This is a genomic window from Gilliamella sp. B14384G12, from assembly GCF_016101825.1.
GTDB classification, from domain to species: Bacteria; Pseudomonadota; Gammaproteobacteria; order Enterobacterales; family Orbaceae; genus Gilliamella; species Gilliamella apicola_N.
Window position 1 is genome coordinate 1 of record NZ_JACFPU010000001.1, and the last position, 12,954, is coordinate 12,954.

Annotated in this window: 12 protein-coding genes and 1 tRNA gene; 9 read left to right on the forward strand and 4 right to left on the reverse strand. The window is 34.8% G+C overall.

The features are described 5' to 3' along the window. Nucleotides 1-4: 4 nt before the first annotated feature. Both H3S73_RS00005 and tgt read right to left on the reverse strand, forming a co-directional pair. A tRNA-Pro gene (locus H3S73_RS00005) sits at nt 5-81 on the reverse strand. Nucleotides 82-141: 60 nt separating this feature from the next. Further along, nucleotides 142-1,290: a tRNA guanosine(34) transglycosylase Tgt gene (gene tgt / locus H3S73_RS00010; RefSeq protein ID WP_198235927.1), complete on the reverse strand. Its 1,149-nt coding sequence runs from the start codon at nt 1,288-1,290 to the stop codon at nt 142-144. 134 nt (nt 1,291-1,424) lie between these two features. Here tgt and H3S73_RS00015 point away from each other — a divergent pair, with 134 nt between their 5' ends. Beyond that, a complete protein-coding gene (locus tag H3S73_RS00015; protein WP_198235926.1) occupies nt 1,425-2,108 on the forward strand; it encodes a M48 family metalloprotease in 684 nt (227 codons plus the stop codon). 89 nt (nt 2,109-2,197) lie between these two features. On the opposite strand, the gene queA is transcribed toward H3S73_RS00015, so the two are convergent. Next, a complete protein-coding gene (gene queA, locus H3S73_RS00020; RefSeq protein WP_198235925.1) occupies nt 2,198-3,241 on the reverse strand; it encodes a tRNA preQ1(34) S-adenosylmethionine ribosyltransferase-isomerase QueA in 1,044 nt (347 codons plus the stop codon). 186 nt (nt 3,242-3,427) lie between these two features. Here queA and H3S73_RS00025 point away from each other — a divergent pair, with 186 nt between their 5' ends. After that, on the forward strand, nt 3,428-4,183 hold the full coding sequence (locus tag H3S73_RS00025; protein WP_198229126.1) for a M48 family metalloprotease: 756 nt from the start codon (nt 3,428-3,430) through the stop codon (nt 4,181-4,183). Between the two features lie 375 nt (nt 4,184-4,558). Here H3S73_RS00025 and H3S73_RS00030 read toward each other — a convergent pair whose 3' ends face one another. Beyond that, a complete protein-coding gene (locus H3S73_RS00030) occupies nt 4,559-5,773 on the reverse strand; it encodes a pyridoxal phosphate-dependent aminotransferase (protein ID WP_198228690.1) in 1,215 nt (404 codons plus the stop codon). A gap of 145 nt (nt 5,774-5,918) precedes the next feature. Between H3S73_RS00030 and H3S73_RS00035 the strand changes: the two genes are divergently transcribed. The 7 genes from H3S73_RS00035 (at nt 5,919) to H3S73_RS00065 (ending at nt 12,896) form a co-directional block, all read left to right on the forward strand. Next, nucleotides 5,919-6,188: an ACT domain-containing protein gene (locus H3S73_RS00035; protein ID WP_065738442.1), complete on the forward strand. Its 270-nt coding sequence runs from the start codon at nt 5,919-5,921 to the stop codon at nt 6,186-6,188. Nucleotides 6,189-6,225: 37 nt separating this feature from the next. Beyond that, nucleotides 6,226-7,581, forward strand: coding sequence for a PFL family protein (locus tag H3S73_RS00040; protein WP_144093426.1), 1,356 nt, complete (start codon nt 6,226-6,228; stop codon nt 7,579-7,581). Nucleotides 7,582-7,891: 310 nt separating this feature from the next. Further along, a complete protein-coding gene (locus tag H3S73_RS00045; RefSeq protein ID WP_198228689.1) occupies nt 7,892-8,368 on the forward strand; it encodes a PTS sugar transporter subunit IIA in 477 nt (158 codons plus the stop codon). 9 nt (nt 8,369-8,377) lie between these two features. Continuing rightward, nucleotides 8,378-8,656: a PTS sugar transporter subunit IIB gene (locus H3S73_RS00050; RefSeq protein ID WP_039129500.1), complete on the forward strand. Its 279-nt coding sequence runs from the start codon at nt 8,378-8,380 to the stop codon at nt 8,654-8,656. Between the two features lie 9 nt (nt 8,657-8,665). Then, a complete protein-coding gene (locus tag H3S73_RS00055; RefSeq protein ID WP_144093422.1) occupies nt 8,666-10,048 on the forward strand; it encodes a PTS galactitol transporter subunit IIC in 1,383 nt (460 codons plus the stop codon). 93 nt (nt 10,049-10,141) lie between these two features. After that, nucleotides 10,142-12,205, forward strand: a complete 2,064-nt coding sequence (locus tag H3S73_RS00060) for a BglG family transcription antiterminator (protein ID WP_198235924.1) — start codon at nt 10,142-10,144, stop codon at nt 12,203-12,205. 28 nt (nt 12,206-12,233) lie between these two features. Continuing rightward, the gene (locus tag H3S73_RS00065; RefSeq protein WP_025314608.1) at nt 12,234-12,896 is read left to right on the forward strand and encodes a class II aldolase/adducin family protein; all 663 of its coding nucleotides are present in this window, start codon (nt 12,234-12,236) and stop codon (nt 12,894-12,896) included. Nucleotides 12,897-12,954 lie beyond the last annotated feature (58 nt).

A 12,954-nucleotide genomic window follows, 5' to 3' on the forward strand; every position in this document is an offset into this window, starting at 1 on the left:
AAATTGGTCGGCGAGAGAGGATTCGAACCTCCGACCCACTGGTCCCAAACCAGTTGCGCTACCAAGCTGCGCTACTCGCCGTTAGGAAGCGCATAATACTGCGCTAACTAAAAAGTGTCAATACTTACCTAAAAAAATATACTAGTTATTTTCAGATTTTGCGAATGGGGCAGGTTTTTTACCAATACGTTGATAAAATTCGATAACAAATTCTTCATAACGTTTATTTGCCACAGCTTCACGAATCTCTGCCATTAGGCGTTGGTAATAACGCAAATTATGAATGGTGTTTAATCGTGCGCCTAAAATTTCCCCACATTTATCTAAGTGGTGTAGATAAGATTTTGTGTAATTTTTACATGTGTAACAATCACAATGAGGATCCAGCGGTGTTGTATCATTTTTATATTTGGCATTACGAATTTTGATTACACCATCAGTTACAAATAGGTGACCATTGCGTGCGTTACGAGTTGGCATTACACAGTCAAACATATCGATGCCACGACGTACGCCTTCCACTAAATCTTCTGGTTTACCAACCCCCATCAAATAACGTGGTTTATCAGCAGGTAATTGTGGGCATGTGCCTTCCAATATACGATGCATATCCTCTTTTGGTTCGCCAACGGCAAGGCCTCCAACAGCATAACCATCAAACCCAATTTCTGTTAATCCTTTAATTGATATGTCACGTAATTCTTGATGTATACCACCTTGAACAATACCAAATAGGGCATTTTTATTGCCTAACTCATCAAAGCGTTTTCTGCTGCGTTTGGCCCAACGTAGTGACATCTCCATTGATTTTTTCACATAATCCCAGTCGGCAGGAAATGGCGCACATTCGTCAAATATCATGACGATGTCAGAACCAAGATCATATTGGATTTCCATGGAAATTTCTGGTGATAAAAAGATTTTATCTCCATTGATTGGATTCCTAAAATAGACGCCTTCTTCTTTAATTTTTCGAATATCGCCTAAACTAAATACCTGAAAACCACCTGAATCTGTTAAGATTGGACCATGCCATTGCATGAAATCATGCAAATCACCATGTTTACGCATGATTTCTTGACCAGGTCTTAGCCATAAATGGAAGGTATTGCCTAATAAGATTTGAGCTCCTGTTGCGGCAACTTCTTCAGGTGTCATACCTTTTACCGTTCCATAAGTTCCGACAGGCATAAATGCAGGAGTTTCTACCGTATATTCGACTCCACGACGATCGAATTTCATACGTCCACGACGAGCTAAGCCGTCGGTATTATCTAATTCAAATTTCATTTATTTACCTCTTGCGACCAAATAAACAGTTTGGCGCGAATTATTGATATAATGCGTTGTGTACTATTACATTGCGGCGGATAGTTTATCGTGCTTGACTTGAATTAACAACTTTTGAAAGGATTTTAAGAATTGTGAACTATGTTATATTGATATTTTCATTATTATTGATATTTTTGTCGACCGCATGTCAAAATCATACAAACATTCGTACAGCTAAACGGATACCGTCTGAAGCAGTAAAATTTTTATCCGAACAAGACATACTTGCTATTAGTCAACAAGCGTGTAATGAAATGGATCATAGGGCGACAATTCCAGCCAATAATCATGCTTTAAGTAAACGCTTAAATAAAATCGCTAAAACATTGCCTAACAATATTAATAATAACGAAATAAATTATAAGGTTTATTTGAATACGGAACCCAATGCTTGGTCAACTGTAAATGGATGTATTCGAGTGAATAGTGGATTGATTAAATTATTAACAGATAATGAATTGCAAGCCGTATTGGCGCATGAACAAGGACATATTGCACTTAAACATGCTATAAAATCATTTCGACAGGCTCCTTATATCGAAATTACCGATAAAGCCAATGAAATTATTATTATGGTAAAACAAGAAATTGCGCAACAGTATGAGGTTGAGGCAGATGAATATGCTTTCAATCTTTTATTAAAAGAAAAAATTGATCCCATAGGTTTGGTAAATATGTTATCTAAAATGCCCATTCATGCATCAGAATATCCGACATCTCATCCGTCAAATTTGCATCGCAAGAATAATATTTTAGATAAATTAAAGAATAAATAGGTAATTAAAATGGTTAAATGGAAAAGTTACCAACCAAATTTGCCATATCAGCTTGATTAGGCAACTTTCCATTAAATGTTGATAAAATTTTAGAGTGATTCATTCGATTGTTTAGTGATAAACATTGCATCACCATAACTAAAAAATCGATATTGTTGCTTAACCGCTTCTTGATAAGCATTCATCGTATTTTCATATCCTGCAAATGCTGATACAAGCATAATTAATGTTGATTCGGGTAGATGAAAATTTGTGATCAGTGAATCAATAACATTAAAGTGGTAGCCTGGGTAAATAAATATCTGTGTATCAGCAAAAAAAGGAGCAATTTCCCCAGTTTTTTGTGCAGCGCTTTCAAGAGCCCTAACCGAGGTAGTTCCCACAGCGATGACTTTATTACCTCTGGCTTTGCAGGCTAATACCGCTTTAACAACTTCCTCTGGAACCTCCGCATACTCTGCGTGCATAACATGCGTTTCGATATTCTCAACTCTTACTGGTTGAAATGTCCCAGCGCCAACATGTAAAGTGACAAAAGCCATTTCAACGCCTTTTTGTTTCAATTTTTCTAATAAGCTTTCATCAAAATGAAGTCCAGCTGTAGGGGCTGCAACCGCTCCAGGTACTTTATTGTATACGGTTTGATAAACTTCACGATCTTGATCATCATCAGGTCTGTCAATATAAGGTGGTAAAGGTATATGACCGATTTTATTTAAAATAGTAAGTACATCGTCCGGAAATTGTAATTCAAAGAGGCTATCATGACGAGCTACCATAGTTACAGTAACCGATGAGTCTTCTCCTAATATTAATTCAGTCCCTTCTTTAGGTGATTTTGACGCTTTTACATGTGCAAGTACACGATTCCCATCTAATAATCGTTCGATAAGTATTTCAATTTTACCGCCAGATAATTTTTTACCATAAACGCGAGCAGGTATAACTCTAGTGTTATTAAAAATAAGCAAATCGCCTGGATTAATACTGTCGACAATGTCAGTAAAAATGCCATGGTTAATGTTACCTGTTTTTCCATCAAGTGATAAAAGCCGGCATGCACTTCTAGTTTCTGATGGATATTTGGCAATGAGTTCTTTAGGAAGTGTAAAATCGAAATCAGATAGTTGCATAAGTTTGTACCTTAAAAAATGGGTGATTAGTCTAAATCTCATATACTGAGTAATCAAGTAATTATTTTTCAAGTTATAAAACAAGTAATTATTTATTGATTATTATTAAAGTTAGTTTAAAATTTCTGCGTCTAACTTAACTTAGTTTAGATGGATATAAATAATTATTTAAATAAGGAAAATATTATGAAAAAACATCAAAAAACATTATTAGTTGCATTACCTTTAGTCGCAGCTATGTCCCTAACTGGCTGTAATATGAATCCAGATGATTTAGCTAACCTAGGAATGAAAGGTCTTCAAGCTGCAACATTAAGTGACAATGATGTTAAACAATTAAGTAAAGATGCTTGTGCACAAATGGATGCTCAGTCAAAAGTTGCTTCAGCAAAAAACGCTTACTCTAAAAGGTTAAACAAAATCGTCAAAGCTTTAGGTAACAACGTTGATGGTACACCAATTAATTATAGAGTATATATCACTAAAGATGTTAATGCTTGGGCAATGGCGAACGGTTGCGTGCGTGTCTATAGTGGTTTAATGGATTTGATGACAGATAATGAAATTCAAGGTGTTTTAGGTCATGAATTAGGTCATGTTGCTTTAGGTCATAGTAAAAAAGCGATGCAAATTGCTTATGCAACTGAAATTGCTCAAGATGCAGCCGCTGCGTCTGGTAATGCTGCAATTGCTTCAATATCTAAATCTAAATTAGGTGCTTTAGCATCAGCAGTAATTAATTCTCAATTCTCACAAAAACAAGAACAAGAAGCTGATAATTATTCATTTGATTTCTTAGTTAAGAAAAAAATTAATCCAGAAGGACTTGCTACTGCATTTGATAAATTAGGTGGTGGAGACTCTTCAATATTGAGTAGTCATCCATCTTCTAAATCAAGAGCAGCAAATATTCGCAAAAAACTTGCACAAATAAAAAAATAAAAACCACCTAATATTAAAAAGCGCCATTCATGGCGTTTTTTTATATAACTTTTATGCAATTACACTTCTAAATTAGTACAAAATTATCGTCAGTAACCTTATCCCTTTTCTTCTAACCTATTAAGTAATATATGGTTATTTTCTGAAATTCAGTATATTCAAGATGAGTATGGCGAAAGTTATATGGTGGAAATAATTAGTCTTACTCAATGACAACAAAATAAATTTTATTTATAAAAATCTACTAACAGTATTAAGATTTAATATTGGACAAGTAGAAAACAAGAAAACACTTTAAAAGTTAGATGTGGTTTATAACTGAATTTAAAATATTTCTATCATTAACCCCAGTGAGGGCTGGGGTTATTATGTATTTTATTGTTTATAGGTAGATAGGAATTTAGCGAATCTTTCAATCGCGTCTTCAAGTTCACCTGTATGGGGTAAGGCGACAATCCTAACATGATCGGGTTGATGCCAGTTAAATCCGGTTCCTTGTACCAGTAATACTTTTTGTTGTAACAAAAAGTCTAAAACTAATTTTTGGTCGTTATGAATATTAAATTTTTTCTGATCAAGTTTTGGGAATAAATATAAAGCACCTTGTGGTTTAGTGCATGATACGCCAGGGATATCATTGAGTAATCGCCATGCCAGCATACATTGATCATAGAGTCGTCCGCCGGGTACGATAAACTCATTAATACTTTGGTACCCCCCTAAAGCCGCTTGAATGGCATGTTGCAGTGGCACATTTGCACATAAACGCATTGAAGCTAGCATGTTTAAACCTTCAATATAGCCTTTAACGTGCTGTTTTGGCCCACAAAGTGCCATCCATCCTTGTCTGAATCCTGCTGCTCGATACGTTTTTGATAAACCGCTCATGGTTATGACAAAAAGATCGGGTGCTAGAGCTGCGATTGAATGATGAACAGCATCATCAAATAAAATTTTATCGTAAATTTCATCAGCAAAAATAATCAAATTATTCTGTCGAGCAATTTCGGCAATCTCAAGTAACACCTCTTTACTGTAAACTGCACCGGTTGGATTGTTAGGATTAATAATCACAATTCCTTTGGTTTTGGAAGTGATTTTACGCTTAATATCTTCTAGATCGGGTGACCAATTAGCCTCTTCATCACATAGATAGTGAACCGCATTACCTCCAGATAGACTAATTGAGGCTGTCCATAATGGATAATCAGGCATCGGAACCAAAACTTCATCTCCACTATTAAGTAGTGCTTGCATGGATTGAACGATTAATTCTGAAACACCATTTCCGATATAGATATCTTCCACATCTAAATCAGTAATTCCTCTGGATTGATAATATTGCATAACCGCTTTACGGGCAGAGTAGAGACCTTTTGAATCACAATATCCTTGTGAAGTAGGTAGATTGCGGATGACATCCACTAATAATTCATCTGGAGCTGTAAAGCCAAACGGGGCGGGATTTCCAATATTGAGTTTGAGGATAGTTTGGCCTTCTTCTTCAAGACGTTTTGCATGTTCAAGAATTGGTCCACGTATATCGTAACAAACATGATCCAATTTATTGGATTTTTGGAAATTTACCATGATTCAGCCCTTTCTATTTATTGTGATAGTTTTTATTTTTTAATTAAAAAAACAATCTACTCCTATTTAGATAATTTTTGAAGATGTTATTATACTTAGCCTAAGAAATATCTTTTGATTGTGTGAAATTTGTGCGGAGAGTGTTATGAAAACTATTTTAACGGTAATTGGAAAAGATCAAACGGGGATTATTGCAGGTATCAGTCAGAAATTATATGAGTTAAATATTAATATTTTAGATGTGAGTCAAACCATTATGGGTGAATATTTCACCATGATTATGTTATTAGATTTATCTAAAATTAATATGTCATTTGATGATGTTAAAACTGCATTGACTGAGACTGGTGACAAACTAAAAGTAAAAGTGAATATTCAACGGGAAGAAATTTTTGATGCGATGCATCGTTTATAATCTAAATTTTGTACTTTATTATTAAAGGATAATACTTATGGAAACTAAACAAATCCTCGAAACAATTAAAATGATTGAGGAAGAAAAACTTGATATCCGCACAATTACCATGGGTATTTCACTTCTGGATTGTATTGACAGTGATGGTGAAAAAGCACGTCAAAAAATCTATGAAAAAATTACGCGATTAGCGAAAGATCTGGTTAAAGTTGGGGATGAGATTACCTCAGAATTTGGTATTCCAATTATTAATAAACGTATTTCAGTTACCCCTATCTCGCTGATTGCTGGTGCGAGTGACGATAAAGATTACGTTGAGTTCGCTAAAACACTTGATGCCGCAGCTAAAGCAGTGGGTGTTAACTTTATTGGTGGTTTTTCGGCATTAGTACAAAAAGGGTGCCATAAAGGCGATGAAATTTTAATTAAATCAATTCCTCAAGCATTAGCACAAACGGAAAGAGTCTGCTCATCGGTTAATGTTGGCTCCACACAAACAGGCATCAACATGAATGCTGTAAAACTAATGGGGCAGATCATTAAAGAAGCCGCGGCATTAACGGCAGATAATAGCAGTATGGCATGCGCCAAATTAGTGGTGTTTGCTAATGCAGTTGAAGACAATCCTTTTATGGCTGGGGCATTTCACGGTGTCGGTGAGGCCGATTGTGTTATTAATGTGGGGGTCAGCGGTCCTGGCGTTGTAAAACGAGCGCTTGAAAAAGTGAAAGGTGAATCGTTTGATGTTGTTGCTGAAACGATCAAAAAAACCGCATTTAAAATTACTCGAATGGGACAGCTTGTTGGTAAAGAGGCATCAGAGCGTTTAGGGGTGAAATTCGGTATTGTTGATCTATCCTTAGCACCAACTCCAGCTATTGGTGATTCAGTTGCACATATTTTAGAGGAAATGGGTTTAGAAGCCGTTGGTACCCATGGAACAACGGCGGCACTTGCCATGTTAAATGATGCCGTTAAAAAAGGTGGTGTAATGGCTTGTGGACATGTGGGTGGCTTAAGCGGTGCCTTTATTCCTGTATCAGAAGATGCGGGGATGATTGATGCAGTAAATAATGGCGCATTAAATTTGGAAAAACTTGAAGCAATGACCTGTGTTTGCTCAGTAGGGCTTGATATGATAGCCATTCCGGGCGATACCCCAGCAGAAACTATTTCGGCAATTATTGCTGATGAAGCTGCAATTGGCGTCATTAATCACAAAACTACTGCGGTGCGAATTATTCCAGCTGTTGGTTTAAAAGTAGGGGATAATATTGAATTCGGTGGGTTACTTGGACATGCGCCAGTGATGTCAGTAAATAAATTCTCCTCTTGTGATTTTATCAATCGTGGTGGACGAATTCCGGCTCCAATTCATTCATTCAAAAACTAATTAATTAGTCATAAATTGGTTATCTTTCATATTCCGTCTGTGGAAAGCAGACGGATATCAATCTATTTATCTTTTATTTTTCCTCAAAAATGTATTTATAAAACTCTGCTCAGTAAAATTGTTGTTACTGTTGTTATAACGCTCCCTATGATGAGCAATACCATGGCGACTATTTGGTATCAAATCCATTAGTTTCTTTTATTTTTATTTCCTAAAATCAATCACATCTAAACAATGCTAATTTAATTCTAGCAGTAGCAAATGGCTAATATTTTAAAAATTTGCTGATCACATAATGATGGAGGATGAAATGGGGAATGAATCTAGCGAGCAAATGTTTTTTGAAGATTTAATTCTTTTAGATAAAGACTTCCAAAATACTAATCAATTTTTTGAGTTCACATTTTCTGTTTTAAGAAAAAAAGGATATGTTAATGACTCTTTCTTAGAAGCAATTAAAAAAAGAGAATCTTCATTTCCAACCGCTCTACCTACAGAACCTTATGTAGTTGCTATGCCTCATACTGACATTGAACATGTGATTAAACCATTTATCTTTTTTACTCGAGTTAAAGGAACCATTCCATGGTGCGAAATGGCAAATAATGACCATGTTTTAAATGCTAATTTTGTTTTTTTACTCGGGTTTAACGAAAAAAATGGACATATTGATTTGTTGCAAAAATTAATGTCCTGCTTTGTGAATTCATGTTTTTTAGAGTCGCTTTTCCAGGCAAAAAACAAACATGAAGTTTTTACACTACTCACGTCGAATATTAATTTATAAGGAGGCATTATGAAAAAAGTTATTGTTGCATGTGGCAGTGGAGTTGCTACATCTCAAACAGTTGCAAGTAAGGTTACACGTTTATTAAAAGAACGAAATCTTGAAGACATAAAGGTCGAAGTTGTTGATCTCAAATCGGTTGATTCTCATATCAAAAGTAGCGTGGCATACATAGCGATAACCAAAATTGAAAAACAATATCCTATCCCAGTGATTAATGGCATTGCATTTTTAACGGGAATAAATATGGAAACTGAATTACAAAAAATTATCGATGCCTGTAAATAGGAGTGCATTATGGACTTTCTTGGAACAATTATAAATTATATTTTAAATTTAGGTGCTCCAGTTTTTGTACCTTTCATTATGCTCATTGCGGGTTTAATTGTCCGAATGAAATTTAGAGATGGTGCATCAGCCGCTATTACATTAGGTGTTGCATTTGTTGGTATGAGTATGTTGATCGGTTTTATGGTAAGCGCCATTGGCTCAGCAGCACAAACTATGATGGAACGCACAGGCATAGAACTTAGTATTGTTGATGGCGGTTGGACAACTATGGCAAACGTATCTTGGGCTTGGCCGTATGCTTTTCTTATGTTTCCTTTACAAGTGGGCGTCAATATTTTAATGCTCGTTTTAAAAAAGACAGATACATTTAACGCTGATTTATGGAATGTATGGGGAAAAATTTTTACAGCTTTTATTGTTGTCGCCGTTGCTACACCAATTTTAGGCTCTATTGTGGCATTGGCTCTTGCTTTTATTGTTGCTACATTACAAATCATATTGGAACTTAATTCTGGTGATATTAATCAACATCGTATTGAAAAATTAACCGGTATACCAGGCGTTACATGTACTCACCGAATGTTATTTTTCAGTGCAATTTATTATCCTTTTGATCTATTACTTCGCAAAATTCCTATTTTAAATAAACCTATGGATGCAGCAACATTACGTGCCAAAATTGGTATTTTTGCTGAAAATCATGTGATTGGTTTTTTATTGGGTGTGACCTTTGGAATTATTGCCGGTTATGATGTGGCTGCCATCTTAATGTTAGGTGTGCAAGCTGCTACTGCATTGATGTTATTTCCAATGATTTCTAAATTATTTATGCAGGCACTTTCGCCAATTTCTGAAGCAATCAGTGATTACATGAATAAGCGTTTTGCTGGACGTAAATTGTTTGTCGGTTTGGACTGGCCATTTATGGGAGGAGCCAGTGAGATTTGGTTTACTATAATTGTTGCTATTCCTTTTACTTTAATTTGGGCTGTTATTTTACCGGGTAATAAACTTTTACCATTTGCTGGCATTATCAACATCGCTCTTATTGTTCCTGCTTATATTTTAACTAAAGGTAATACTTTGAGAATGGTGATTTTAGCAATCATAGGTGTGCCATTTTTCTTATTTGTTGGTACCCAATTTGCGCCTATTATCACAGATTTAGGATTATCAACTAAAGCAATTGATATTCCAGCCAATCAATTAATTTCAAATAGTTCTATTGATGCACCGGTTTTTACCTATGCGTTTTCTTTTATTTGGCAATGTTTGCAAGGTTATTTTGTACCCTTAATTTTTGCAGTCTATTGGTGTGTAGGATATTTCTTTTATGCCCGTGAACTGCGCAGGGAAACAGTACAAGATTTAGCTGAAAGTAATGGATAAATGAGCATTTAAACATTCGTTGAAAATAGTGTTTAGTATCTCTGATGGTAATGATAATTACCATCAGACAACGAACAAAAAGGTAATTGTTATATGGTTGTTGATAAGAGAATTCATACTGTTCTAAATGCCTTGATTCAAAATCCAAGTGTTAGTGGCGTAGAACTTCAAGCTGAATTTGGGTTAACACGCAAACAACTTAGTTATACATTTAAGAAAATTAATGATTTCCTTGAGTCTTCTAATCTTGAATTAATTAAACGTTTTAAAACAGGAAAATTTAGTGTACCAAAACATGTCATTGAAACATTTAGGGATGAACCTGTTTCAAAGGCTATCGGACGTTATATATATTCAGAAGATGAGCGAGTCCATTTGCTTTTGTTCTTTTTATTAACTCGGACCGAAAGATTTTCATTAATACATTTATCTTCCGCGCTGACTGTTAGCCAAAATACTGTTATTAATGATATTAAAAAAGTACAACTCATGATAGTGCAATATCATCTACAAATAAGTTATGACCGTGAAAATGGTTACAGAATTATTGGTAACGAAATTGACAAGCGGTATTTATTGCTGAAATTGATTCGTAGAATTATCAGTATGCCCGTTGCGGATAAAATATTTAAAGAAAACGATATTATTACCCAAGGTGGATTAGAACAAGTAGGGCAAGTATTTAGTGAAATAGAGAAAAAATTAAAAATTATTTTTACCGATGAGCAGTTACAAGAACTGACCTACTTTATCTGTTTTATGTTACAGCGCATTGAAACCGATAAAAAAATTGAGCACTTACCTGAAAATTATGCTGAAGTTGCCAATAGTCGTGATTTTCAATTGATGAAAAAGTTGATTGAAAAATTTGGTATTACCGATCTTAATGAACAAATTTTTTTAACGATACTTGTGCAAAGTTCAAATATCCAAACTTTATCAGACAAATATTTCCATTTAGATACTGTATTATTGGAAAGTGCGGTTGAAGTTATTAATAATTTTGAGCAGATTAGTTGTATCACTTTTAAGGATAAAAGTGAACTCATTGAACGCATCTATCAACATTGGAAACCTGCGTATTATCGAATTCGTTATCATATTACCAATATTAATAGCGTCTATGACATAGTATTACAAGAGTTTGGTCATTTACATGAAATGGTACGAAAAGCCATTGCACCGTTTGAAAAAATTTTACATTGTAATATGCCTGATGAAGAAGTCGCTTTTATAACTGTTTTATTTGGCGGTTGGTTAACTCGTGAAGGTTTGATAAATCAAATCAAAACAAAAAAAATTGCGATTGTTGTCTGTGAAAATAGTGCAACGGTTTCAACTTATCTTTATTTAACTTTGCAGGTCTTACTACCCGAATTGCATTTTTCCGATGCGATGTCTAAACGTGAGTTTGAAAAATATAATCATTATTATGATATTGTGTTTTCAACATCCTATTTATCGACGGATAAACTTTTATTTATTGTTAATCCATCCGTTAATAATTTTCATAAAAATTCTTTTCGTAATCAGGTGATCGGTACTTTACAAGGAATTGATCCAAGCATAATTCAAGTTGAAGAACTAATGTTAATTATTGAAAAGTTCAGTAATATAAAAGAGAGAAAAGCCTTACAAAAAGAGTTAACCGCCTATCTGTATAACGATGAAGTAAATGACAACCCTTTACGTATAACCCAACAGGAAATTCCATCACTTGCCGATTTAATGCAACCAGAACATATCAATATTGCGCAATCAGCCGATATTTCATGGCAGGACGCACTTGAATTAGCTGCAAAACCACTTTTAAGTAATCAATCCATAGAGCGTTATTATCTTGAAAGAATGGTTAACAAAATTCAATTTGAACAACCTTATATTATGTTAGTTGATGGTTTAATCATTGCTCATGCTGGTATTGATGATGGTGTTAATAAAGTTGCGATGTCTTTACTTAAACTTCCTCAAAAAATTGATATTTGTGGTTACATGCATGCCGATTTAATCGTTGTTCTTGCTACCAATAATCCACAAAAACATCTTAAAGCTTTAGCTCAATTAAATGAATTATTAGAGCTTCATGAAGGAGCTGCAAATATACGAAAAGCAAACAATAACCACGAAATTTGGAAATTGTTTGCAAACTATCAATGAATATTTTGCCAAAAATAGGAGTCATAAAATGTTAGAGATTCAAAAGCAGTATGTTGTCGATATGGCACAAAAATCCAGCGAATGGGGATTATGTAAACATAAAGCGGGTAACTCAAGTGTTAGAGATAAACAAACAGGGTATGTGCTTGTAACACCAACTACAATTGATAAAAAATTATTAACAGTTCGCGACATAGTGGTTATGGATCTTGACGCTAATGTTATTGAAGCTGATTCGGGATTAAGACCTACCAGTGAATGTTTAATGCATCTTGAAATTTATAAGGCGCGTGAGGATGTTTTTGCTATTTCACATACGCACTCTATTTTTGCCACTTCATTTGCCGTACTCGCAAGGCCTATACCTGCCGTAGTTTATGAATGTGCCATCCTTAATTTGAAAGATGGTGTTATTCCTGTTGCGCCTTATGGCAGACCAGGAACAACAGAACTTTCACATAGTGTGATTGAACCAATTAAGCGTGCTGATGCGATTTTAATGGAAAAACACGGCGCTATAGCTGTTGATAAAGATCCTTATGAGGCCGTATTAAAAGCAGCCTATATTGAAGAAATGGCTGAAATTTATTATCACGCATTACTTATTAATGATGGTAAAGATCCTGGCGGTTTTCCACCCGAAGAGTTGCAAAGTTGGGCGTATCCTTCACAAATTAAATTTAAACACTAATGTTTCATGTTCTCTAATTTTATAACGTAATAACTTAACATTACGTTATAAAATGCAG